Genomic DNA, 24,483 nt, shown 5'->3' on the forward strand with positions numbered 1-24,483 from the left:
CCATGGGCGCGAATCTGGGCGAAGCACGACAGACCCTGGAAACAGCAGCGGCTGAACTGGCCGCTACTGCTGGCATCCAGGATCTGACGCTGGCCCATTTCTACAGCACGGCTCCCGTCGATTCCAGTGGCCCGGATTACGTCAATACAGTCGTTCGCTTCACCTGCACCCTGCCTCCCGAGATTTTGCTGGACCGTCTGCAAGCTATCGAACAAGAGCACGGTCGCACACGCCTGTACCGCAACGCACCCCGTACCCTGGATCTGGACTTGTTGCTTTACGGGCAAGAGCAGATCAATACGGAGCGGCTGATCGTACCCCACCCCCGCATGCACGAACGTGCTTTTGTACTGGTACCGCTGGCTGATCTGGCTCCTGAACTTGAACTGGCTCAAGGCCACATCAGTGAATTACTGGTCAACGTGCAAGATCAGGAAATCAAGCAGCTGAGTTGATATCCGCTGCCAGGCCCTCGTCCGTGGCGGGGCCTGTCGCCAGCCGCCATCCTATTTGCAAGACCTGGGTAATACTGCTGACAATTTCCTCGCGGCGGGCCGCAGAGTCCACACGCAGCGCATACGAAGGGTGCCAAGCTGCAATTACCCACGTCTGCCCTAAAAGAAACGGCTTGGCCAAATATTGAGCAAGCGGCACCTGGGTTCCCAGTAAAGCAGACAAGGCCGTCGCCCCCAAGGTGACGATGACAGCAGGTTCAAGGCGCGCCAGTTCTTCCTGTAACCAGTGCCCACATGCCTGCACTTCGGCTTGAGAAGGGCTGACATGCAAACGCTGCTTGCCCCTCCCTTTCCATTTGAAATGCTTGACGGCATTGCTCAGATACAGCGCATTGCGTTCAATACCGGCACGCTGCAAAGCCTGATCCAGAACCTGCCCTGCAGGACCGACAAAGACACGCCCTGCCAAATCCTCGTAATCACCGGGTTGCTCGCCCAGCAACATCATACGCGCTGTTGCCGGGCCTTCTCCCGGCACTGCTTGCGTAGCGTGCTCCCATAGGCCGCAGCGACGACAGGCTTCCAGTACGGAAGGCTCACTGCGTTGAGGCTGCGCACAGTGTGCCTCCACCGCGACTGCCTTGCCCGGCATCCGGGCTACCGCACTAAACTGCCCCACTCGCCGGGCGCCATTACGGGCCTCGCTAATCATGGCGGGAATCAAGCTGGCTTCGGGCAGGCCTTTCCAGAATCGCACTGGCATGCTCTGCTGCAAAGCGGTTTCATTCAGTCGCGCGGGATTGAAAATGCTTTGGTAATAGCGCAGCCACAAGGCCTCCACCTGATCATCAGCCGGGCCCGCCCGTAACTCCTCTATATTGTCGGGGGCATCCAGCAGCTGCAGATTCTGACCATCCCATAGTGCAATCCCTTGCGGCGTCGCGATACACCACGACGTGCCCCCCATGCGTCTGGAGAAATAGTCTGCAATCCACTCCAGCACATCATGCTCGGGTTCAAACCAGGCCCAGTACTCGGGCTGCATCCCCTTGCCACAATGGCGGAACCGTACATAAGCCATCATGTCGTGTTTTTCCTTACGTACCGCCTTGGCCATCTCGTACAAACGGGCACCGTCCTCGTCTGCCACGGACTCCACACTGCGATCACCTTGATGCCAGCGCCACAGGACACGGTAAAGCAAGGCCCAACGCGCCGGCGCACGACACAGGGCCGCATCCTGCAGCGAAGCAGCCAGCCCTTTGGAAATACGCACAGACACACTGGAAACGGGCTGATGCGCCTGGGGCTCTTGCAAGGAAACAGGCGAGGAAAGCGGCGTCTGGGATGCTTCATACTCCAGCCCGATTTGCTGCCCTTGCCGCCCCGAATCCGGGCTTGCTTCTGCCCAACAAAGCTCCTCCGGCGACCAGCCCTCGGCCAAAGCGCGTAATGCCTGCTCGCGCCAGGCCAGATAGCCGCCGTTCACCATCAGAGTCATCATGACTGTTGGCTCCTGCGGCCAGAAAGAAGCAAGGTCGTTACACAAGGAGGATTCATAGCAAGCTCAGTTGCTGCGGATTGCTCGAGAGCATGCGTCGTAGCTTGTCTGACGCGGCGTCAGCAAGGCCGGGACGGTAATCCTGAACCACTACAAACGGCTGCAATGTTTTGATGGAACACCGCAAGCGAATCAAGTCCTGATATCGGATCGCCCGCATCTGACGAAGCTCGACCAGGCGCTTGGCATTGCGTATGCCTATACCCGGAACACGCGCAATCAGACGCTCTGGCGCCCGATTCAGATCTACCGGAAAAACCGCTCGATTGGACAAGGCCCACGACAGCTTGGGGTCAATATCCAAGGGTAAATCGCCCTTATCCTGAAACAGCTCCTCGGCCCGGAAACCGTAGCTACGCAGCAGGAAATCGGCCTGATACAAACGATGCTCCCGCAAGAGCGGCGGCGGCTGAGCAGGCAGTGCCGACGAGCTGTCCGGGATGGGGCTGAATGCCGAGTAATACACCCGCTTGAGCTTGTAGGCTCCGTACAAGGTCTGCGCCGTTTGCAAGATATTGCGGTCATCCGCTGCATCCGCACCGACAATCATTTGTGTACTTTGCCCGGCAGGCACTTTAGGCCGCTTCTCCTCCTGAGCCTGTTCCTGGGACAGACGAATGACGCCCATGGCGCGCTTGATCGTATGCCCACTTTTCTCGGGCGCAAGACGGCTCAGGCCAGCGTCTGTGGGAAGCTCGATGTTGACGCTGAGGCGGTCTGCATAAAGACCAGCCAACGTAATCAGCTGGGGATCTGCATCAGGAATGGTTTTAAGGTGGATATAGCCGCGAAAATGGTGATCTTCGCGCAAGGAGCGCGCCACCTCGACCAGGCTCTCCATGGTGTAGTCCGAACTTCGTATGATGCCCGAGCTCAGAAACAGACCATCTATATAGTTACGCCGATAAAAATCCAGCGTCAGATCAACCACTTCGGCAGGCCGAAAACGCGCGCGTGGCACGTTGCTGGAGCGCCGGTTCACGCAATACAGGCAGTCATACTGACAAAAATTGGTCAGCAGTATTTTGAGCAGCGATACGCAGCGCCCGTCAGGCGTAAAGCTATGACAGATGCCGGCCCCCGTACTGGCCCCAAGACCCGTACGCCCACGGGAATCCCGTTTGGGCGCGGCACTGCTGGCGCAAGAGGCATCGTACTTTGCCGCGTCGGCCAGAATTTCGAGTTTGCGCGATAGCTCCATGATCGAAATACTGTATATAAAAACAGCATTATACAGTTTTCGCTCAAGGCGTCACTTATCCAGAAAACGTTCCAAGAGGACAAGCGGCCTGGCCTGTCCGGCAAAGGACAAGCCAGCCAAACCAGCTCAAGCTAAAGGATCACGCGTCCAAAAGCTTGATCAAGGCCTCTTGATGATTGGATCGAGCTTCCAGCAATTGCCGCCCTTCTTCGGTCAACATGGCTATCAGGGGAGCGGGGAAAGGGGAAGGAGTCTGCGTCGTTTGCGGGATGGCTTGGACTAATCCCAGCGACTGTAATTGTTCAAAAACTGCTTGTTTCTTGTGCCAGGGGGTTTGGCGTAAGCGCACGAGCTCAAGAGTGTTCCAGATTGTGGGGTTGAGCTGCGGAATAGTGATGGAGCGCTGAAGTTGCGTCATACAAGGCCCTTAATTAAGACCACCCATACCGACGTTGTGTGCCCATAAGGGAGGTCAGCCAGAAAGCATCCCTATACCGTACAACATAACGATGTACAGAATATTTCAAGGAGTTCTGACAGACATCGTCGCAGCGCTCCTCCAAGACTCCAATAAGCAATAACCCGCGCTTGCGCCCTGACAAACCCGGAAAAATCAGTCCGGGCGCGTTTTTTCTGCCCATTTTTTTTGATGCAAAATTGTTCCGAAAAGCAGCAAAAACACAACAAGCGATCCGGCTCCAGCCACCCCCAGATTCGTGCTCAAACCGTAGGCATCCACAGTCTGCCCGCCCAGCCAGGAGCCAAGCGCTATGCCGATATTGAACACAGCCACGTACAACGCCGTAGCCACCTCAACAGCATTGGTAGCGGCCTTCATCATCCAGCTCATCAGCCCTACCGACACCCCGCCATACGCCAGGCCCCAAAGCAGCAAAATCGCACCTCCACTCAGCGGTGAGCTACCCACTGTCAAGAAAAGCAAAGCAGTGATGCTTAGACCCAACGCTATCGCCATCAAGCTGGCTTCAGTGCGTTTGGCCGCCGACATCCCGATCAGGAAATTGCCCACAATCCCGGCCACTCCATAAGCAAACAACAAGGCTCCTATCCATTGAGCACCTATGCCGGAAACAGACAGCAAAAGAGGACGCACAAAGGTAAATGCGCTGAAATGACCTGCGACCAGAATCAGGGTCAAGAGCAAACCAAACCATAACTGCCGATTGCCAAACTGCTCGGCGAACTGACGCCATGTAGTCGAGCGCGACACGGACAGGGGCGGAATCACGGCAAGATGGAAGATCAACACCAAAGCGCTCAGCAGCGCCATGCCGCCAAACGCCCAGCGCCATCCAGCCAGTTCGCCCATCAATGCACCCAATGGCACGCCCAACACAGAAGCGGCGGCAACCCCACCGAAGATGATCGAGTTTGCCAAACCTGCAGACTGAGCCGGAACCAGCCGGGACGCCAAACCACCAGCAATGGCCCAGATGCCTCCCATACAAAAACCAACCAGAACACGGGCGGCCAGCATCCAGGCGATGCTGGGAGCCAGGGCGGACGCGATATTGGCCATCACCAGCAAGGCCAGCAAACCGCACAGAATGCGTCGTCTGTCCACGCCACCAGAGGCCAGCACCACCAGAGGCGCAAACAGGGCCGCCAACAAGGCGGGCAAGGAAATCAGCAAAGCAGCCGTCCCCGTGGAAGTCTGCAAACTATCTGCAATAGGAGTCAGCAAACCCACGGGCAGCATTTCTGTGGTGACCACTGAAAAGGTGGCTAGGCCAACAGCGATAACGGCCAGCCAGGACTGCCGCTTGCTGGGCTGCCCGGTCATGGATAGAGAAGAGGTATTCATCGCTACATGCTCAAAAAAAGAAGGCTAGACAGCGCAGGAGCGGGCTACTACGGGTGCGCGCAAGCTTTGATAGCTGCACAAGGCAAGCAAGACGATCAGGGCAGCGGCATAGAGCGCAACCATAAAGCCGGAGCTGGCTCCGCCCTGATCCACCATCCGCCCCGAAGCGGCAGCCCCCATAGCCACACCAATATTCAGACCAGCCAGCAGCCAGGTCATGCCCTCGGTTAACTGCTGCTCCGGCACCACACGCTCGACCAGCGACATGGCCACAATCATGGTGGGGGCGAAAAACAGACCAGCCAGCAGAACCGCCCCTGCCAGCAGCGCCACGCTGGCCACCAGCAATAAAGGCAAGGTCGTGGCGGCGGTGGCCAAACCGCCCAACAGCAGCAGGCGATGCAAAGGGATGTTCAGCTTCAAACCACCAAACACCAGACCTGCTGCGCAAGAACCCAAGGCGTAAGCCGACAGCACCAGGCTGGCCGCCCCCGGCTGCCCCATCTGCTGGGCAAAGGCCACGCTGACAATATCCACGGTGCCCACAATCACGCCCATGGCGACCATCAGCAATGCCAGCAAACGCACACTATTCAGACGCAGGACCGAAGGGCGGCTACCTTGCTCCTGCACATGAATCGGCGGCTCAGTCCCCTTTTGCAACAACAGAGCCGACACACCGGCAATCAGCAATAGCGCAGCAGCCAGCACACCGGCTTGCGGAAACACCAGGACCGCCAAACCCACCGACAAAGGCGGCCCGGCAATAAAGGTGACTTCATCCAGCACGGTTTCCAGCGAATACGCTGTTTGCAAGCGATCCTGTCCACGATAAATCGCCGTCCAGCGTGCACGCACCATGGCCGACATGCTAGGCATGAAACCGGCCAGCACCGCGCCTGCAAACAAGGTCCAGTCAGGCGCTTGCCACCATGTCGCCCCAAACAAGAGCAACAAGCCAAGAATACTAATGGCGGTTGCTAGCGGCAGAACACGACTTTGCCCACGCCGGTCCACCCAACAGGACACTTGTGGCGATAGCAGCGCATAGCTCAATACAAAGGAGGCGGACACCGCCCCCGCCAAGGCATAGCTGCCCCGCAGTTGCGACAGCATGGTGATGATTCCTATCCCTATCATGGGCAGCGGAATCCGGGCCAGCAGCCCGGCCAGGGCGAATCCCCGTGTGCCAGGCGCGGCAAAAAGTTCTCGATAAGGCTGAGCCATTACATTCTCCGTGAGCGCCCGCTTGCCACGACACGGTGATGCGTCGACAATACATACAAGGCGTATGTTTAAAATGATATATACATACGCTGCGCATGTAAATATACATTCAGCTCGTATGTAAGGAGAAACTATGGCACGCCGTACCCGCGCCGAGATGGAAGAAACCCGCGCCACCCTGCTCGCCACCGCTCGCACGTTCTTTGCGGAACGTGGCTATGCCGACACATCCATGGACGAGTTGACGGCGCAAGCGGGCCTGACACGTGGTGCGCTCTACCATCATTTCGGTGACAAAAAGGGGTTGCTGGCGGCGGTGGTCGACCAGATCGATGCAGAAATGGATGAGCGCCTGCAGGCGATTTCAAACAATGCCGAGGACCCCTGGGACGGGTTTGTACGCCGCTGCCATGCCTATCTGGAAATGGCGCTGGAACCGGAAATGCAGCGCATTGTCTTGTGTGATGCCAAAGCCGTACTGGGGGGCGCATCGCCCGAATCGCATCAGTATTGCGTGGGTTCCATGGAAGGCCTGATTCAGGCACTGATGGATCAAGGTCGGATTGAACAGGCAGATCCCCACGCCCTGGCTTCCCTGATTTACGGCAGTCTGGCCGAAGCCGCCTTCTGGATTGCGCAAGGAGAGGATGGGGATGCCCGTTTGGTAAAAGGGCTGGCTGCACTGGATTTATTACTGCGCGGCTTGCTGATCAAATCCTGAACGGGCGATGCTGAAAAAGCCGGTGTCCAGGCAAAGAGCGGGCCTGAGATCATCTGCTTCTAGCGGAAGGCAGATCAACAGATCGAATTCTTTTTTCGCGACCTCTTGAGCCGCCAGAAATATACGGCCCTGGCATTTGTGATGGTAATGAGCCTCTCCTAAAACCAAAACATTCAGGCAGCCAAGCAAAGGTCACACAAACGCCAGACATAAAAACCCGCATTGAATGTTGTGCTGACGCTGCTTTTACAAGCAGGCCGGAAACACTCATGCGGGTTTCTTATCGACAAAGCCGGGAAGCCCAAGCTTCCCACTTCACGTCTTACACAGCGACCAAAGAGATCTCTGCAATACGCTTGCGCCACTCGGCAGGACCGGTGTTATGCACGGACACGCCTTGCGAGTCCACAGCCACAGTCACGGGCATGTCCTGAACTTCGAACTCGTAAATGGCTTCCATGCCCAGGTCTTCAAAAGCCACCACTTTCGCATTGCGAATGGCCTTGGAAACCAGGTACGCGGAACCACCCACGGCCATCAGGTAAGCCGATTTGTGGGCACGAATCGCTTCAATCGCGGTTGGGCCACGCTCAGCCTTGCCGATCATGGAGATCAAACCGGTTTTGGCCAGCATCATCTCGGTGAACTTGTCCATGCGAGTGGCGGTGGTTGGGCCTGCTGGACCAACGGCTTCGTCACGCACAGGATCAACCGGACCCACGTAGTAAATCACGCGGTTGGTGAAGTCCACAGGCAGGGACTCGCCCTTTTCCAGCATGTCCTGAATACGCTTGTGAGCAGCGTCACGGCCAGTCAACATCTTGCCCGACAGCAGCAAGGTCTGGCCTGGCGTCCAGGAAGCCACTTCTTCAGGGGTCAGCTCATCCAGGTTCACTTGGCGGGACTTGTTGTAGTCCGGCGCCCAGTGAATGTCAGGCCAGGCCGACAGTGGTGGAGGTGCCAGCTCGGCGGGGCCATTGCCGTCCAGCGAGAAATGTACGTGACGGGTTGCCGCACAGTTGGGAATCATGGCCACAGGCTTGGAAGCGGCGTGAGTCGGGAAGGTATTGATCTTCACGTCCAGCACGGTGGTCAAACCACCCAGGCCTTGAGCGCCAATACCCAGAGCATTGACCTTCTCGTACAGCTCGATACGCAGCTCTTCCAGCTTGTTTTGCGGGCCGCGTTGCAGCAGCTCGTACATATCGATGTCTTCCATCAGGGCTTCCTTGGCCATCAGCATGGCTTTTTCGGCTGTACCGCCCACGCCAATACCCAACATGCCCGGAGGACACCAGCCAGCACCCATCGTAGGAACGGTTTTGAGAACCCAATCCACCAGAGAATCGCTGGGGTTGAGCATCACGAACTTGCTCTTGTTTTCCGAACCACCGCCCTTGGCGGCCACTTGAATGTGAACCTGATCCCCAGCGACCAGTTCCACATTCACAATACAGGGGGTGTTATCACGCGTGTTTTTACGGGTGAACAAGGGATCATTCAGGATGGAGGCGCGCAGTGGATTATCCGGATTCAGATAACCGCGACGCACCCCCTCGTCACAGAGCTCCTGCAAGGAGCGCTTGGTATCAAAGCGCACACCCATGCCCACTTTCAGGAATACGTTCACCACCCCGGTGTCCTGACAGATAGGGCGATGGCCCTCGGCACACATGCGCGAGTTGGTCAGGATCTGGGCGATGGCATCTTTGGCCGCCGGGTTCTGCTCACGCTCGTAAGCGCGGGCCAGATGCTCCAGATAGTCGGTGGGATGATAGTAACTGATGAACTGCACCGCATCAGCGATGGACTGAATCAGATCGTCTTCTTTGATCGTGGTCATGGTGGCGTCTATATAAAAAACGGGATGAACAAGGGGAAACTATTTGCCCTGCCAGACAGGTTCGCGCTTCTCGGCAAAAGCCGTCGCGCCTTCCTTGGCGTCTGCAGAGGTAAAGATGCTGGCGATACGAGGGCGCTGCAGATCGAACAGATCCGACTGACGCCAGTCGCGCGACTGGGAAATAATGCTCTTGGCGGTTTGCACGGCCAAGGGACCGTTGGCGGCAATCTGCTCGGCCAGTGCCAGCGCCTGCTCGGTGGCTTTGCCAGGTTCGGCCAGACGGCTGACCAGACCCAGCTCAGCCATACGGGCGGCAGGGTACATACCACCGGTCAGCACCATTTCCATGGCCATGTGGTAAGGAATACGGCTAGGCAAGCGCACCATGCCGCCCGATCCGGGGACGATGCCGCGTTTCACCTCAGGCAGGCCAAAGTTGGCGCTATTGGCCGCAACAATCAAATCGCAGGACAGGGCAATTTCAAAACCACCGGCCAGGCAGTAGCCTTCCACGGCAGCAATCAGAGGTTTGGCAGGTGGACGCTCGCAAATACCGGCAAAGCCGCGGTCGCCTACATAGGGGCGCTGGCCAGTCTTGGCAAAGGCTTTCAAATCCATACCGGCGCAGAAGGTATTGTTGGCCCCTGTCAGCACGCCTACGGCAATGCTGGGGTCGGCATCGAACTCATCCAGAGCCTGGGCCAGCGCCTGCGCGGTTTCCAGGTTGATGGCATTACGTGCCTCGGGACGGTTCAAAGTAATCAACAACACCTTGCCGATACGTTCAAGCGTGACAAGTTCACTCATGGACCTAGCCTCCTTTAGACTGCCGCCCGAGATTCTGTTTCAAGATCAGGTCAGCAAATAAGCAGTATTTGGACAAACGCATATGATACGTCTAAAAACAACTTGACCGCCCGGTACACAGCGGCCTTGCCCATGGCCCGGACGGCCAAAATAGCCCATTGCGGGCGCTTTTCTGCTGCAGGGGCGCAGTTCACGCTAAAATAGAAAAATTTTGCAGATTCTCGCTTTACTGGCCATTGCTCATGCTCACCTTTCAGCAAATCATACTTACGCTCCAGCAATACTGGGACAAGCACGGATGCGCTCTGCTTCAGCCCTACGATATGGAAGTCGGTGCCGGAACCTCTCATACGGCAACCTTTTTGCGGGCCATCGGCCCTGAACCGTGGCGCGCTGCCTATGTGCAGCCTTCGCGCCGCCCCAAAGACGGGCGTTACGGGGACAACCCCAACCGCCTGCAACACTATTACCAGTTTCAGGTCGTGCTCAAGCCCGCACCTGAAAACATTCTGGACTTGTATATCGGCTCGCTGGAAGCCTTGGGCATCAACCCCAAAGCGCACGACATCCGTTTTGTTGAAGACGACTGGGAAAACCCGACACTGGGTGCCTGGGGTCTGGGCTGGGAAGTCTGGCTCAATGGTATGGAAGTCACGCAGTTCACCTACTTCCAGCAAGTAGGCGGTCTGGACTGCACGCCAACCACGGGCGAGATCACCTACGGTCTGGAGCGTCTGGCCATGTACTTGCAAGGTGTGGAAAGCGTCTACGATCTGGTCTGGACCGAAGGTCACAACGGCCAGCGTATTTACTACCGCGACGTGTTCCACCAGAACGAAGTGGAACAATCCACCTACAACTTCGAGCACGCCAGCACCGATGTACTGTTTGCGCATTTCAACGACTACGAAGCCGAAGCCAAGCGCATCATTGACGTGCCGCTGGCCCTGCCCGCTTACGAGCAAACGCTGAAAGCTGCTCACACCTTCAATATGCTGGATGCCCGCGGCGCCATCAGTGTGACCGAGCGCGCTGCCTATATTGGCCGTATCCGCAATCTGTCCCGCGCTGTCGCACAGGCTTACTACGACTCCCGCGAACGCCTAGGTTTCCCCATGCTGAGCAACAAATCCTCGGAGGCCAAGTAATGAACGCCTCCACGACACAGCCTTTGCTGATTGAACTGTTCACCGAAGAACTGCCCCCCAAAGCGCTGCAACAGCTGGGGCAAGCCTTTAGCGAAGGTCTGCAAAAAGTATTGGGCGAACAAGCCCTGCTGGCCCCGAACTGTGAAGTGCGTGCCTACGCCACGCCTCGCCGTCTGGCTGCCTGGTTCAGCGCTGCGTACCAGCAAGCCGAAGACCAGCCTTATACCGAAAAGCTGATGCCCGCCCATATTGGCCTGGATGCCAATGGTGAGATCGCTCCGGCGCTGGCCAAGCGCCTGACCGCCAAAGGCCTGGAACATCTGAAGGCCAGCGACCTGCTACGCGAGTCCGATGGCAAGCAGGACTACCTGTACGCCAGCGGCATTGCCACTGGCGCCGCCCTGAAAGACGGTCTGCAAGAGGCCCTGGAATGGTCCATTACCCACCTGCCCATCCCTAAAGTGATGCGCTATCAGTTGGCCGATGGTGTCAGCAGCGTGCGCTTTGTGCGCCCTGCCCACGGTCTGGTCGCCCTGTGGGGTTCGGACATCGTTCCCGTCAGCGCTCTGGGCCTGCAAGCGGGTCGCCAGACACACGGTCACCGCTTCATGTGCGATGCCCCCTTCGACATCCGTGATGCCGATAGCTGGGCCGCACAGGTCCAGGAACAAGGCTGGGTGGTTCCTTCTTTCGAAGTTCGCCGCGAACAGATTCGTACAGACCTGGAAGCTGAAGCCAAACGCCTGAACTCCACCCTGGGCGACGATCCCGAAGTGGAAGCGTTGCTGAACGAAGTCACCGCTCTGGTCGAATACCCCACCGTGTACGTGGGCCAGTTCGACGAACAATTCCTGCAAGTGCCTTCCGAGTGCCTGATTCTGACCATGCGTCTGAATCAAAAGTATTTCCCGCTGTTTGACCCCGCCACACAAAAGCTGACCAATCGCTTCCTGATCGTCAGCAATATGAAGGTGGACGATCCCAGCAACATCATCGAAGGTAACGAGCGCGTGGTTCGCCCCCGTCTGGCGGACGCCCAGTTCTTCTTTGAAACCGATCGCAAACAGACTCTGGCCGAGCGTGTGTCCACGCTGGCTGGCAGCGTGTACCACAACAAGCTGGGTTCGCAGCTGGACCGTATCGAGCGTCTGCAATCCGTGGCTGGCTACATTGCCAAGCAACTGGGTGCCAATGAAGAGCACGCCCGTCGTGCCGCACTTCTGGCCAAGGCGGACCTGAACTCCAATATGGTGGGCGAGTTCCCCGAGCTGCAAGGCGTGATGGGTGCGTACTACGCCCAAGGGGATGGCGAGCCCGAGGACATCGTGCTGGCGATTCGCGAGCAATACCGTCACCGTCTGGACCAGCCTGTCACAGAAGCCAGCCTGACCCAGGCCATTCTGTTCCTGGCCGAACGTGCCGAAGTTCTGGTCGGTATCTGGGGCATTGGTCTGGCTCCTACAGGTGAGCGCGACCCTTATGCCCTGCGCCGTGCCGCTCTGGGCCTGATCAGCGCCTACGAACAGTTGCAAGCCGGTGCCCAGCTGAAGGCCAATAGCCTGAACCTGGATACGCTGCTGAACACCACTGCGTCCTTCTTCAAGGATGGTGTCCTGGCGGCTGACACGGTAGATGCGGTTCAAGCCTTCATTTACGAACGCTACCGTAACCAGCTCAGCAACGATTACGAGCGCAGCGTGGTGGATGCCGTGTTGGCCCTGCGTCCGCCACTGGAGCAGGTTCACGCCCGTATTCAGGCTTGCGCCTCTTTTGCCCAACGTCCTGAAGCCGAGAGCCTGGCTGCCGCCAACAAGCGCGTCAGCAATCTGCTCAAGAAAGCCGAAGGCGAACTGGCAACACTGGATGACAAATTACTGGTCGAACCTGCCGAGCGCGAGCTGGCTGCCAAGATTCAGGAATTGCAACCCGTGGCCCAGGCCCAGTTTGAAGCGGGTGAATTTGACGCTTCCCTGGCCACCTTGGCCCAGGCCCGTGGTGCCGTGGACAAGTTCTTCCAGGACGTCATGGTCATGGCCGAAGACCCTGCCATCCGTGCCAACCGTCTGGCCTTGCTGGCCAAGCTGCATGCACTGATGAACCAGGTTGCGGATCTTTCCAGGCTGGCTAACTAGTGAAACTTGCCATTATTGATCGGGACGGTGTCATCAACCATGACAGCGATGCCTTTATCAAAAGCCCACAGGAGTGGGAGGCCATTCCAGGCAGCCTGGAGGCCTTGGCCCGCCTGACCGAAAACGGCTGGAAGGTGGTGATTGCCACCAACCAGTCCGGTCTGGCACGTGGTTTGTTTTCCATGACCACGCTGAACGCCATCCATGCCAAGATGCGCCGTGAACTGGCCTTGCTGGGTGGCTTTATCGACGCCATCTTTATTTGCCCGCATGGCCCGGATGAGGGCTGTACCTGTCGCAAACCGGCCCCTGGCATGTTTCGCGACATTGCACATCGCTATGAAGTGAACCTGCAAACCGTACCCTCGGTGGGCGATTCCTTGCGTGATCTGCAAGCGGCCAGCCAAGCCGGCTGTGCGCCCTGGCTGGTTCAGACGGGTAAAGGCATGCGTACCCTAGAGAAAGGCGGCTTGCCCGAGGGCACGCGCGTCGAGGCCGATCTGGCCGCTGTTGTCGACAAATGGCTCCACGGAAACTGATATGGGCATTATCCGCGCTTCACTCTATCAACTCTTTTTGTTGATTACCGTTATCCCCTACGCCTTTGCCTGCCTGATTATCGCGCCGCTGCCGCTGGACATGCGCTATCGCTTTACCACCGGCTGGCCGCGGCTGGCTGTCTGGGGAGCACGCACGATTCTGGGCATACGCTGGCAGACCAAGGGCTGGGACAACCTGCCCGACGGCAAGGCCATCATCCTGTCCAAGCACCAGTCGGCCTGGGAAACGCTGTTCTTTCCTTCCTACATGCCGCGTCAGGTGTGCTTTGTCTACAAGCGCGAGCTGCATAAAGTCCCTTTCTTTGGCTGGGGACTGGCCCTGCTGCGCATGATCCCTATTGATCGCGCCAAGGGCCGGGATGCCTTTGAACAAGTCATCAAGATCGGGCAGCAGCGCATTGACGAAGGCCGCTGGCCCCTCTTGTTCCCGGAAGGGACTCGTACCGCCCCTGGCTCTACTGGCCGCTACAAAATGGGTGGCGCCTTGCTGGCCTGCCGTACGGGCACGCCGATTATCCCCGTAGCGCACAATGCGGGCGAATGCTGGCGTCGCAATGCCTTTATCAAGACGCCGGGCTTGGTTACTATCTCCTTTGGTCCGCCCATTGATCCTGCCGGGCTGACCCCTGAAGAAGTCAACCAACGCGTACAGACATGGATTGAAACCGAAATGCGCGTCTTGAACCCGGAACGCTATGACGGTCCCCCCACAACTGGCCCTGTTTCCTGACACGGCCTTTCCCCACCCGGCGCAGCGGCCAGAAAAGCCGCCCGCCGGTTCTGCTCTGCCCCCCCAAAGTGCCCTGACTGTCCGGCCCGAAAGCTTGCCGGAAGGCGTGCAATGGCAGCAGGTGCAGCTGGATGGCCACACCATTGGCTATCAGCTCAAACGCTCCCGCCGCCGTACCCTGGGCCTGACCATCAACGACAGTGGCCTGACCGTTGCCCTGCCCTCCTGGGTCAAGATCAGTCAGGCAGAACAAGTGCTGCACAGCAAAAGCGCCTGGATACTGCGCAAGCTGCGCGAATATCAGCAACGTCGCGAACAACTGGCCTTGCAAAGCCTGCAATGGGTTGATGGCGATACCCTGCCCTTTATGGGGGTGCCCATCCGCCTTAGCCTGAACCCGCAGATTCAGCAGGTACATTTCGACGGACAAGCCGGTCAGGTTCAACGGGGTCAATGCCTGTCGCTACCCCTACCCGTCGGCGCCGAACCCCAGCGTGTCCAGGAGCTGACCCAGGCCTGGCTGCAGAAACAGGCCAGGCAATGGTTTGAACAGCGGCTGCAACACTATCTGAACCTGTCGGGTTTGAGTGCCAGCAAATTACGGCTGGCTGCGCCTGCCAAACGCTGGGGGTCCTGCAACAGTGACGGCACGATTATGCTGAACTGGCGCCTGATACACTTTCACCCAACCATCATTGATTACGTCGTCGCTCACGAGGTCGCGCATCTGCAAGAGATGAATCACGGCCCACGTTTCTGGGCCTTGGTCGAAACGCTCTACCCTGATTTTGTCAATGCGCGCAATCAGTTACGACAATATGATCCAGGCACCCTGCCCCTGCTTTAAGGCAGGTTGAACTCTAGGAGCTCTACCTTATGCGTATCCTGCACACCATGCTGCGTGTCGGCAATCTGGACCGTTCTCTGGCCTTTTACACCGAAGTGCTGGGCATGAAATTGCTGCGCCAGTCCGACTACCCGGACGGCCGCTTCACCCTGGCTTTTGTGGGCTATCAGGACGAGTCCGAAGCCGCCGTGCTGGAACTGACCCACAACTGGGACACCCCCTCCTACGATCTGGGCAATGGCTATGGCCATATCGCCCTGGAAGTGCCTGATGCCTACAAAGCCTGTGAGGACATCAAGGCCCGCGGCGGCAAGGTCGTACGTGAAGCCGGCCCCATGAAGCACGGCACCACCGTGATTGCGTTTGTGGAAGATCCGGACGGCTACAAGATTGAACTAATCCAGGCCAAAGGGCGCGTGGATTAAAGCAAACAGAACCGGCCTTAACTGGCCGGTTTTTTTTGGCCCCTTATTTTTCAACCCAGCAAAAATATGCCCAAATCGTGTTTTGCGACTATTTGTGCCGCCACCCTTACATACCGTAGCCGTTAAAACCCACCTGTATTCTGCGACAATCTAGCTTGGCTTTTCCCTGCCCTGTTTACTGCCAACACTATGCTCAATACTCTTTGGCTGTTTTTCTTCCTGATTGCCGCCGTCAGCGGGTTTTACCAGTGGCTGGTCGGGGGAAATAGCGAAATTTTTGCACAAATGGTGCGCAGCCTGTTCGATATGGCCGCCCTGTCCGTGCAACTGATGCTGCTACTTTTTGGCACGCTCACCCTGTGGTTGGGCTTTTTGAAGATTGCCGAGAAAGCCGGGCTGATCGATACCCTTGCTCGCTGGCTGGGACCGCTGTTCAGCCGCCTGATGCCAGGTGTGCCTGCCGGCCACCCGGCTTTGGGACTGATCACCCTGAACTTCGCCGCCAATGGTCTGGGCCTGGACAATGCCGCCACGCCCATCGGTTTGCGGGCCATGAAGTCACTGCAAACACTGAACCCGCACCCGGACACCGCCACCAACGCCCAGATCCTGTTTCTGGTGCTCAATGCTTCCTCACTGACACTGATCCCCATCAGTATCTTCATGTACCGGGCTCAACAAGGTGCGCCTGATCCCACGATGGTGTTTCTGCCCATTCTGCTGGCTACCACCGCCTCCTCGCTGGCCGGACTACTCAGCGTGGCCCTGGTGCAGCGCCTGCGTCTGTTTGATCCGGTGCTGATGCTGTGGTTTGGAATCTTTGCGCTGATCCTGGGATCTTTCATGGCCTTGCTGGCCACACTCAGTGCAGCGGCTATCCAGTCACTTTCGTCCTTGCTTGGCAACCTGACCTTGCTGTCCATCATCTGGCTTTTCCTGCTGATGGGCTGGCGACGCAAGATTCCTCTGTATGAGGCCTTTGTAGAAGGTGCTAAAGAAGGCTTTGGCGTCGCCAGGGATCTACTGCCCTATCTGGTTGCCATGCTGTGCGCTGTGGGCGTGCTGCGGAGCTCTGGTGCCCTGGATATCGTACTGGACGTGATCCGCTGGCTGGTGAACCTGACCGGACTGGATACGCGTTTTATTGATGCCTTGCCTACCGCTCTGGTCAAACCCTTTTCAGCCGGTGCCGCTCGTGCCCTGTTGATTGAAACCATGCAGCATCACGGCGTGGACAGCTTCCCGGCCCTGCTGGGTGCAACCGTGCAGGGCAGCACGGAAACAACCTTCTATGTGCTGGCAGTGTATTTTGGCGCGGTCGGCATACAACGTGCGCGCCATGCCGTATCCTGCGCCCTGATTGCCGATCTGGCGGGGGTACTGGCCTCGATCGCGGTTTGTTATTGGTTCTTTGGCTAGGAGCCCAGGGTTCAGCGTGGGGGCAAGACCCTTTGCCCCAGCAGAATCAAGCTGGCATAACAGATCATTCCAAGGACGAGTAGCCTTACACGACCCGCCATAAAAAAAAACACCCCAAAACGGAATCGATATCCAATTTTGGGGTGTTTTTCTTTACGGGATTTTGTCTATCAGACGGCTTGGATAACGCCCTTATCCATCAGGTGATCGGCCAGGGCAATGTACTGTTCCAGGGACAAGTCAGCCGGTCGGCTGGTAGGTGCAATTTCCAGCGCCTCCCAGTCGATATGAGCCGTCCAGTCACCCAAACCACCGCGCAACATCTTGCGTTTTTGCGAGAAGGCCCGCGCCACAACCTGGCTGAATACACGCGCATCACGAGCCTGGGGACGATCTGCCGCCAAAGGCACCATACGCACGACTGCCGACACAACACGCGGTGGCGGGTTAAATGCCTCGGGCGGCACTTCAAACAACTTCACCATGCGATAGCGCGACTGCAACATCACCGACAGGCGGCTGTAGTCTGAAGAGCCGGGTTTGGCGACCATGCGATCAATCACCTCGCGTTGCAGCATGAAGTGCTGATCCACCACGGCATCGGCATAGTCCAGCAAATGAAAGAGCAAGGGGCTGGAGATGTTGTACGGCAGATTACCCACAATACGCAGATTCGGGCCTAAAGCACCGAAGTCCACGCTCAAGGCATCAGCCTCAATGATTTCCAGCTTGCTGGGCGAATAGTGATTACGCAGACGGGCTGCCAGATCACGGTCAATCTCGACCACACGCAAGCGCTCCAGCGCCTGCGTCAGCGGTCGGGTCAGGGCCGAGAGGCCCGGACCAATTTCCACCATATTATCGACAGGCCGAGGGCCAATCGCACGGATGATCTGGTCGATGATGGCCTCATCTTCCAGAAAGTTCTGTCCAAAGCGCTTGCGCGCCTGATGCTGGGCCATACTTATCCTTAGCGACGGCGGGTGCTGGACTCGGGGTCCAAACGGTTATCAATGTAAGCGCGGCCGCGCAGGCTGTTCAGCCAATCTTCAAAGGCAGGCTCGGCACGCTGCTGGAACAGAGCCTGACGGGCCTGCATGCGCTTGTACTCGCCTTCCATATTGCGGGTACGGCGCTCGATCACCTGGATCAGGTGCCAGCCAAACTGGGACTCCACCACGGCGGTATCGTTACCGGGTTGCAGCTTGTTCATGGCTTGCTCAAACGGAGGCACTGTCTCGCCAGGCGAGAGCCAACCCAAATCACCACCTTGTGGTGCGCTGCTGTCTTCCGAGTACCGCTTGGCCAGATCCTGGAAGGACTCGCCATTGCGCAAACGCTCTTGCAATTGCTCAATACGCTGACGAGCCTGCTCGGAAGTCATAACCTTGGAGAGCTTGACCAGAATATGGCGGGCATGAGTCTGGGTCACCATCATGGGACCGGACTGAGCCGATGCCGCACTGGGCACAGGCGAGGTATTGCCAGGCGCAGCACCGCCACGCTCCAGCACCTTCAGAATATGGAAACCTTGACCACTGCGAATCAGGTCGGAAACCTGGCCGGGGGCAAGGTTATGGACAGCTTGTGCAAACAAGTCAGGCCAGTCGGACAAGGACCGAGTCCCCATCACACCGCCGCTCAGAGCTTCCTGACCATCCGAGTTGGAGGCAGCCAAACCGGCAAAGTCTGCGCCCGAACGAGCCTGGGCCAACAAGCCTTCAGCTTTGGTCCGCAAACGCGCTTCTTCACTGGAGTTCGCGCCTTCAGGCACACGCACCAGGATCTGCGCCAGACTGACAGGTGCATTTTGCGCCTGTGCTGCCGATTGCCCCAAATTGCCCAAACCTGCGCCACCTTGAGAGCGCAGGTACATATCAATGTCGGCGTCCGTAATATTGATGCTGCTGTCGACCGCACGCATGCGCAACTGATCCAGCAGGATTTCCTGCTTCAGATTGGCACGGTACTGCTCCCAGCTAATGCCATTCTTTTCAATTTCGGCTCGCAACTGGGCTTCGGTCATATTGTTGCGCGAGGCAATCATGCGCACACCTTCATCCACTTGCTGTGGACCGACTGAAATCCCCATGGCGCGAGCTTCCTGCTGCTCCAGGCGTTCATTGATCAGACGCTGCAAAACCTGTTTGCGCAAGATGTCATGATCAGGAGCAGGAATTTTCTGCTGCTTTAACTGTTCCAGCACCTGTGCGGCTTCCAGATCAACCTGGCGCAGGGTAATCACCTCGTCATTGACCACGGCAGCAATGCCATCCACAAACTGGGAGGAAGCAGCGGGTGCCGCCTTGGCTGCAGCGGGCTTGGACTGCGCCTGAGCCATTTGAGCCGTGCCCAGCCCCATGACGGCCATCAAAGCCAATGACAGGGTACGGTTTTTCAAGCTGAAACGCATATTATTCATACCTCTCATGAATCATTTTTTCCTGTACGGGATTGGTGACGGGTTCATAGCCAATCACACGGTCACGCAGCATTTTGATAGGGTCGTTGCCAATTCCGCCCAAACCGGACAGCTCCAGCTGGAAGAACAGGGCCTTATTGGTTTCCCTGGCCGAAACCGCATAGCGTTGCATCACCACACGAGCCGCCCAACAACAGTCGCCTTTATACTCCAGCCCCAGCACCGTTTGCGTGCCACGGCTTTCCTGGATGGAATAATCGTAACGTCCCACAGCGTACACCTTGTTGCTCAAAGGCCATTGGCCTGTCATGGAAACGTATTCCTTGCCACGATGGTCTTCGTCTGTCGGCGTGAAGTTGGGATCAACGACCTGACGGGGGTCACGCTCATAACGATAGTTCACACCCAGTGTTGCCAGGCGTTTAGGACGCCAACGAATACCGGAGGCCAGACGATTACGACGTTTCTCGTCTGGATTGAACTGCGCATCGAAGTTGACCGAGAACGTATTGGTCAAAGCCGCACTGGCACCGACCAGATAGTCTGAGCGGGTGCTGGTACGCGCTTGTTCATCGCCCAGTGTTACGGTTTGCTTATCAAAATACAAGCGCTGAGCGGCCTGCAGAACCAGACGCTCGAAGCCCGTGTCAGCATCCAGCCAGCGGGACGTCAGACCCACGGTGACCTGGTTTGCATTGGAAATACGGTCCCAACCACCGGAGAAGATATTTTCACTGAAAGCCTGGGCAAAGTTGAAACTGGCCAGACTGGTATCGTACAAGGGCAGCGAGGATTGGTCGCGATAAGGCACGTACAGATAGTAAACACGCGGCTCCAGAGTTTGAATGGAGTCGCTGCCAAACAAGGTCGTATCACGCTCGAAGGTCATGCCCGTATCCACGGACAGGATAGGCAAGACACGACTTTGCGTACGGGCCCGGTCCGCGAAACGCACCATATTAGGATCGCCCACATACCAGTCTGTCTGGTACTGGCTCATGTGCAGGCCCGCTTTGGGCGTGATGTACCAGCCTGGGCGAATGACAGGATAAGCCACCGTTGTGTAGGACGAGAAACGCGTACCGTCTGGAGCCAGACGGGTACTGCGCATATCGTCAAATTCGCTCAGGTTGCCACTGTAAAACGGCAAGCGGAAACGGGTTGCATAGTTATCGCTGACTACATCAAAGCCACCCCAGTTATAACGGGATGCACCCAAATACCACTCAGGCAATTTGTCGTACTGTGGCTGACGATATCCAGTAGAAGAATCCTGCAGGGTCTGATAGCGCGTCGCACTGACGTGAGAGCGGAAATACTTGGAACCGCCCCAACCCAGAGTCACCGTGCTGGCCAGATCCTGGATGGTGGAATCGTTCAATCCAAAGCTGCTGAAGTCACGGAAATAATCATCATCCGAGACACGGCGGATATCCGCATTCAAATAGAAGCTGGCAGGCAGACTCTGACGATACTGCCCCATGAACAGCCAGCGTTTATAACCCAGCTCCTTGTCATCAGGCAGGTAGTTACCGGTCAACTCTCCGGAGAAGCTGTCACCCAGGTACCGGAATTCCCCCTCCAACATGGCGCCGCGTTTAGCCATGAAGCGAGGCGTCAGGGTGGCGTCGTAATTAGGGGCCAGATTCAGGTAATACGGCACGCTCAGGTCTATGCCACCCCGCGTCGTCATGCCGTAAGTAGGCAAAAGGAAACCGGACTTGCGCTCTTTACGGAGCGGAAAGGTCAGGTAGGGGGAATACAACAGGGGCATACCCTTGAAGTACAAGACGCCATTACGCGCCACCCCTTCGTTTTCCTTGGAATACAGATCAACCTTGGGCGACTGGATATACCAGGCAGGTTCAGGACATGGACAACCCGAGTAATTCACATCGGATAGCCGCATATGGTTGGAACTGAGAATATCAGCCTGCGTCGCTGTACCGCTGCCGCCGGTGGCCCCCAGCCAGAACTCCGGGGACGACATGCGTCCTGTATCCGCGTCCAGGTTGTAATCAAACTCCGGGCTGCGCACCAAGGCGCCATCACGCATGATCAGGCCGTTGCCACGTACTTCCACCTGGCCGGTTTTTTCCTGATAGTCGATCCGGTCGCCTTTGACGACAGAATCAATGCGCCGGACCTGAGCACCGCCTTCCAGACGCAAGGTGCCATCTTCCAGTGTTTTCATCTGGTCGCCTATCAGATAGACGGCCATATCCTCTTCCTGGAGCTTGCGCACTTGCAAACCGGGGGACGTCTTTAAAGACGGACGCACGGACGACTGAGCCTGGGCGACCCCCATGCCTGTCATCATCAACACGATATACCACGCCGCAACTCGCACTAAGACTGCGCCTCCAGTTGTGTCCTGCATTTATGTCCTGCATTTGTTCCACCAGAGACGAAAAACCCTGGCGACCCAGTATTATAGTTAAGCCTGCCGTTTAGCGGCACTGCTAAACACTAATCCGTTACGATCTTCTGCTTCCCTTTATTTATGTCTGCTTCTATTTCTGCCGCTACCGACCCTCGTTTGCAGCAAGCAATTACCTGGCTGAACACCCTGAAGTCCCGTTTTGGACTGGATCTGGACAGCCTGCAAACGGCCTCCAGCGACGCCAGCTTTCGCCGTTACTTTCGCCTGCAAGCCCAGGATCGAACCGTCGTTTTGATGGATGCGCCTCCGGCCACGGAAGACTGCAAGCCCTTTGTGCACGTTACCGAACTGCTGGCACCGACGGGCATCCACGTGCCCGAAATCCTGGCAGCAGACACTGAACAAGGCTTTTTGCTGCTCAGCGATCTGGGTCAGGACAATTTTCAGACCGCACTGAAAAACCCCATGCCGCAAAGCGAGCTGGACAAACTGTACCGCAGTACGCTGTTGACCTTGGTGAAACTGCAACAAGCCGACACCACGGGTTTGCCTCCCTACAACGAACAGCGTTTGCTGGAAGAACTGCAGGTGTTCCCCGAGTGGTACATCCAAAAACATCGCCAGTTCGAACTAAGCGAAAAAGATCATGGGATGTTGCGCAAAACCTTTGCCGAGCTGGTTCAGGCCAATGTGCAAAGCGCTACTGTACTCGTACACCGGGATTTCCACAGCCCTAATTTGATGATGCCCCTGCCCGGCCAGAGCGAGCCCGGCGTTATCGACTACCAGGACGCCCTGGCAGGCCCCATCACCTATGACATTGCCTCCCTGGTCATGGACGCGCGCGTTACCTGGACGGAAGAGCAGCAACTGGACTGGGCGATTCGCTACTGGCAGGCCGCCATGGAAGCGGGCCTGGATGTGCCTGCCGACTTTGCCGTGTTCCACCAGCAATACGAATGGATGGGCCTGCAACGCAATCTGCGCATTCTGGGTGTGTTTGCCCGCCTCTCTCTGCGTGACGGAAAACATCATTATCTGGATCATATGCCCCGCCTGCTGGGCTATGTACATCAGGTGGCCAGCCGCTACGAGTGTTTCAACGGTTTGCTGCGCCTGCTGAACCGCCTGGAAGGTCGCCAAACTGTTTTGGGCATGACGGTCTGATGCGCGCCATGATTCTGGCGGCCGGTCGAGGCGAGCGCATGCGCCCCTTGACCGACACCTGCCCCAAACCCCTGATTCCGGCAGGTGGTCGGCCTCTCATCGTCTGGCACTTGCGCGCGCTGGCCAAAGCCGGCTTTCGAGAAGTGATCATCAACCACGCCTGGTTGGGTGAGCAGATTGAATCCACACTGGGTGATGGCAGCCAATGGGGCCTGCGCCTGAGCTACTCGCCTGAATCATCAGCGCTGGAAACCGCCGGTGGCATTGCCAAGGCACTGGATTTTTTCCAGGACCAGCCTTTCCTGTTGATGAATGGCGATATCTGGTCCGATTGGGATCCTGCCCAAGCCTTTGTCATGGCCGAACGTCTGCAAGCAGGCCCGGAGCAGGCCTGGTTGATCCTGACACCCAACCCGCCCCACCATCCCGAAGGGGACTTTGGCATCCAAGACGGACAATTGCACCTATGCGCCAAAACCCTTGCGGGTGCCCGTAGTGCCACTTTAAGCGGCATAGGGGTCTACAAACCCGAACTCTTCGCCCATCTGCCCAAAGACCAGCCTGCCAAAGCCGCTCCTTTGCTGCATGCTGCCATCGAGCGCCGGCAGGTGCTGGGCAGCCTCCATCAAGGTTTCTGGATGGATGTCGGTACCCCTGAACGATTAGCCCAGTTAAACCAACACTTGGAATCGTTAGCACCCTCACAGTAAACTGATATTTTCCAGGCTAGCTGGCAGACGTTTCCAAGCACAACAAAGGGCAACAAAGCCAGCCATCCCGCCTCCATAGCCCCAATGACGTCTATGCTAATGGGTTTTGTAATCGGGACTTGATTTGCTTTGAGTCCCTTGTCTGACAGGAACGTCTGTTCTCATGCTTGGTTCCTCCAAACGCACCGTATTCAAACCCACCGCCTACGGCTCCAGCCGTCGAAAACGCCGTATTCCACGCTGGTTTGTCCTGCTTTTGACAGGTATTGCCCTAGGTGCTGGTGGCCTGCTGTTCTTGCAAAAAAGTTATGGCCCTACGCGCCTGACCGTGGAGCAGTCGGAACAACTGCACTATGACCTCAACAGCGCCAATGCTGACAAGCAACGCCTGCAGGCTCAGTTGAACCAGACCAGTCGCGATCTTGAAGATGTCAGCCAGAAGGAAGACAAGCTGGGCAAGCAGACCAGCGATCTGCAGGCCATGGTCACCAAGCTGGAAAAGGATATCGCGCTATTTGCCGATGCCATGCCTCCTGACCCACGCGGCACCTCCCCGGGCATTCGCGCTGCCGAGTTCTCGGTTACGGACGGCCAACTGAACCACTTTGTGCTGCTGATGCAGGACAAGGGCAAGGACGCCGAATTCACCGGCACCATGGAGTTGGTTGCTGCTGGCCGCTACAGCAATGGTCGCAGCGGCAATGTGGACCTGCCCAGCCAGCCTGTCAGCGTAGGTCGTTACGCCTACATCAATGGCTCTGCAGAATTGCCAGCCGGCTTTACGCCCCGTCAGGTCACGATCCGCATCAAGCCGGATGGTGCGAACCGCGTCGTTGCCACGCGCACCATCTACGTGACGCCTGCCCGATAAGCGCTGGCCTGTCACGCACAGGCTGGCAG

The 24,483-nt window shown here is 57.4% G+C and carries 23 protein-coding genes; 12 read left to right on the forward strand and 11 right to left on the reverse strand.

Annotation, left to right across the window (positions count from 1 at the left end; all coding sequences use genetic code 11):
• The first annotated feature begins 2 nt into the window (after positions 1 to 2).
• Positions 3 to 455, forward strand: a complete 453-nt coding sequence (gene folK, locus U2949_RS03640; RefSeq protein WP_035275597.1) for a 2-amino-4-hydroxy-6-hydroxymethyldihydropteridine diphosphokinase — start codon at positions 3 to 5, stop codon at positions 453 to 455.
• Here folK and U2949_RS03645 read toward each other — a convergent pair.
• The 5 genes from U2949_RS03645 to U2949_RS03665 form a co-directional block, all read right to left on the reverse strand.
• On the reverse strand, positions 439 to 1,959 hold the full coding sequence (locus tag U2949_RS03645) for a UdgX family uracil-DNA binding protein (protein ID WP_321286228.1): 1,521 nt from the start codon (positions 1,957 to 1,959) through the stop codon (positions 439 to 441). The two genes, folK and U2949_RS03645, sit on opposite strands and share 17 nt — an antisense overlap.
• A 52-nt stretch (positions 1,960 to 2,011) precedes the next feature.
• The gene (locus U2949_RS03650; protein ID WP_026485209.1) at positions 2,012 to 3,217 is read right to left on the reverse strand and encodes a putative DNA modification/repair radical SAM protein; all 1,206 of its coding nucleotides are present in this window, start codon (positions 3,215 to 3,217) and stop codon (positions 2,012 to 2,014) included.
• A gap of 139 nt (positions 3,218 to 3,356) precedes the next feature.
• Positions 3,357 to 3,635 (reverse strand): hypothetical protein, encoded by a 279-nt coding sequence (locus U2949_RS03655; protein ID WP_022983473.1) that lies wholly within the window; start codon positions 3,633 to 3,635, stop codon positions 3,357 to 3,359.
• 195 nt (positions 3,636 to 3,830) lie between these two features.
• Positions 3,831 to 5,042: an MFS transporter gene (locus tag U2949_RS03660; RefSeq protein WP_321286230.1), complete on the reverse strand. Its 1,212-nt coding sequence runs from the start codon at positions 5,040 to 5,042 to the stop codon at positions 3,831 to 3,833.
• Positions 5,043 to 5,066: 24 nt separating this feature from the next.
• Positions 5,067 to 6,269 (reverse strand): MFS transporter, encoded by a 1,203-nt coding sequence (locus tag U2949_RS03665; RefSeq protein WP_321286232.1) that lies wholly within the window; start codon positions 6,267 to 6,269, stop codon positions 5,067 to 5,069.
• A gap of 133 nt (positions 6,270 to 6,402) precedes the next feature.
• On the opposite strand from U2949_RS03665, the gene U2949_RS03670 reads away from it, so the two are divergent.
• Positions 6,403 to 6,990, forward strand: a complete 588-nt coding sequence (locus U2949_RS03670; protein WP_026485205.1) for a TetR/AcrR family transcriptional regulator — start codon at positions 6,403 to 6,405, stop codon at positions 6,988 to 6,990.
• Between the two features lie 322 nt (positions 6,991 to 7,312).
• On the opposite strand, the gene U2949_RS03675 is transcribed toward U2949_RS03670, so the two are convergent.
• From U2949_RS03675 to U2949_RS03685, 3 genes are read right to left on the reverse strand one after another with little or no spacing between them, the layout of a single operon-like run.
• Positions 7,313 to 8,833 (reverse strand): fumarate hydratase, encoded by a 1,521-nt coding sequence (locus U2949_RS03675; protein WP_257723772.1) that lies wholly within the window; start codon positions 8,831 to 8,833, stop codon positions 7,313 to 7,315.
• A 39-nt stretch (positions 8,834 to 8,872) separates the two neighbouring features.
• Positions 8,873 to 9,640 carry a crotonase/enoyl-CoA hydratase family protein gene (locus U2949_RS03680; RefSeq protein WP_026485203.1) on the reverse strand — a complete coding sequence of 256 codons (768 nt, stop codon included), beginning with the start codon at positions 9,638 to 9,640 and terminating at the stop codon, positions 8,873 to 8,875.
• Between the two features lie 50 nt (positions 9,641 to 9,690).
• Positions 9,691 to 9,936: a hypothetical protein gene (locus U2949_RS03685; RefSeq protein ID WP_321286806.1), complete on the reverse strand. Its 246-nt coding sequence runs from the start codon at positions 9,934 to 9,936 to the stop codon at positions 9,691 to 9,693.
• Between U2949_RS03685 and glyQ the strand changes: the two genes are divergently transcribed.
• The 7 genes from glyQ (at position 9,883) to U2949_RS03720 (ending at position 16,901) form a co-directional block, all read left to right on the forward strand.
• Positions 9,883 to 10,788, forward strand: a complete 906-nt coding sequence (gene glyQ / locus U2949_RS03690) for a glycine--tRNA ligase subunit alpha (RefSeq protein WP_026485201.1) — start codon at positions 9,883 to 9,885, stop codon at positions 10,786 to 10,788. The genes U2949_RS03685 and glyQ overlap by 54 nt on opposite strands.
• Positions 10,788 to 12,920 carry a glycine--tRNA ligase subunit beta gene (glyS, locus tag U2949_RS03695; protein WP_321286236.1) on the forward strand — a complete coding sequence of 711 codons (2,133 nt, stop codon included), beginning with the start codon at positions 10,788 to 10,790 and terminating at the stop codon, positions 12,918 to 12,920. The genes glyQ and glyS overlap by 1 nt, the downstream gene beginning before the upstream one ends.
• Complete coding sequence (gene gmhB / locus U2949_RS03700; protein WP_045930968.1) at positions 12,920 to 13,459, forward strand: D-glycero-beta-D-manno-heptose 1,7-bisphosphate 7-phosphatase; 540 nt, start codon at positions 12,920 to 12,922, stop codon at positions 13,457 to 13,459. Before glyS ends, gmhB begins: the two co-directional genes overlap by 1 nt.
• A 1-nt stretch (position 13,460) precedes the next feature.
• Positions 13,461 to 14,210 (forward strand): lysophospholipid acyltransferase family protein, encoded by a 750-nt coding sequence (locus tag U2949_RS03705; RefSeq protein WP_042483513.1) that lies wholly within the window; start codon positions 13,461 to 13,463, stop codon positions 14,208 to 14,210.
• On the forward strand, positions 14,176 to 15,057 hold the full coding sequence (locus U2949_RS03710; RefSeq protein WP_125303686.1) for a M48 family metallopeptidase: 882 nt from the start codon (positions 14,176 to 14,178) through the stop codon (positions 15,055 to 15,057). The genes U2949_RS03705 and U2949_RS03710 overlap by 35 nt, the downstream gene beginning before the upstream one ends.
• A gap of 29 nt (positions 15,058 to 15,086) precedes the next feature.
• The gene (gloA, locus tag U2949_RS03715; protein WP_003803488.1) at positions 15,087 to 15,482 is read left to right on the forward strand and encodes a lactoylglutathione lyase; all 396 of its coding nucleotides are present in this window, start codon (positions 15,087 to 15,089) and stop codon (positions 15,480 to 15,482) included.
• A gap of 189 nt (positions 15,483 to 15,671) precedes the next feature.
• Entirely contained in the window at positions 15,672 to 16,901 is a 1,230-nt protein-coding gene (locus U2949_RS03720; RefSeq protein ID WP_042483507.1) for a nucleoside recognition domain-containing protein, read from the forward strand.
• A gap of 170 nt (positions 16,902 to 17,071) precedes the next feature.
• On the opposite strand, the gene rsmA is transcribed toward U2949_RS03720, so the two are convergent.
• Genes rsmA through U2949_RS03735 form a run of 3 tightly spaced genes read right to left on the reverse strand, consistent with a single transcriptional unit; the run spans position 17,072 to position 21,703 of the window.
• Positions 17,072 to 17,863 (reverse strand): 16S rRNA (adenine(1518)-N(6)/adenine(1519)-N(6))-dimethyltransferase RsmA, encoded by a 792-nt coding sequence (rsmA, locus tag U2949_RS03725; RefSeq protein ID WP_137431391.1) that lies wholly within the window; start codon positions 17,861 to 17,863, stop codon positions 17,072 to 17,074.
• Between the two features lie 8 nt (positions 17,864 to 17,871).
• Positions 17,872 to 19,323 (reverse strand): peptidylprolyl isomerase, encoded by a 1,452-nt coding sequence (locus tag U2949_RS03730; protein WP_026485194.1) that lies wholly within the window; start codon positions 19,321 to 19,323, stop codon positions 17,872 to 17,874.
• Complete coding sequence (locus U2949_RS03735; RefSeq protein WP_321286239.1) at positions 19,316 to 21,703, reverse strand: LPS-assembly protein LptD; 2,388 nt, start codon at positions 21,701 to 21,703, stop codon at positions 19,316 to 19,318. Before U2949_RS03735 ends, U2949_RS03730 begins: the two co-directional genes overlap by 8 nt.
• A gap of 123 nt (positions 21,704 to 21,826) precedes the next feature.
• Between U2949_RS03735 and U2949_RS03740 the strand changes: the two genes are divergently transcribed.
• The 3 genes from U2949_RS03740 to U2949_RS03750 all read left to right on the forward strand — a co-directional run bounded on the left by U2949_RS03740 (position 21,827) and on the right by U2949_RS03750 (position 24,454).
• A complete protein-coding gene (locus tag U2949_RS03740; RefSeq protein ID WP_321286242.1) occupies positions 21,827 to 22,873 on the forward strand; it encodes an aminoglycoside phosphotransferase family protein in 1,047 nt (348 codons plus the stop codon).
• Positions 22,873 to 23,583 carry an N-acetylmuramate alpha-1-phosphate uridylyltransferase MurU gene (murU, locus tag U2949_RS03745; protein WP_026485191.1) on the forward strand — a complete coding sequence of 237 codons (711 nt, stop codon included), beginning with the start codon at positions 22,873 to 22,875 and terminating at the stop codon, positions 23,581 to 23,583. The genes U2949_RS03740 and murU overlap by 1 nt, the downstream gene beginning before the upstream one ends.
• Positions 23,584 to 23,746: 163 nt before the next feature.
• The gene (locus tag U2949_RS03750; RefSeq protein WP_026485190.1) at positions 23,747 to 24,454 is read left to right on the forward strand and encodes a membrane protein; all 708 of its coding nucleotides are present in this window, start codon (positions 23,747 to 23,749) and stop codon (positions 24,452 to 24,454) included.
• The last annotated feature ends 29 nt before the right edge of the window (positions 24,455 to 24,483 follow it).

It is taken from the genome of Alcaligenes phenolicus, assembly GCF_032063905.1.
GTDB lineage: Bacteria > Pseudomonadota > Gammaproteobacteria > Burkholderiales > Burkholderiaceae_B > Alcaligenes > Alcaligenes phenolicus.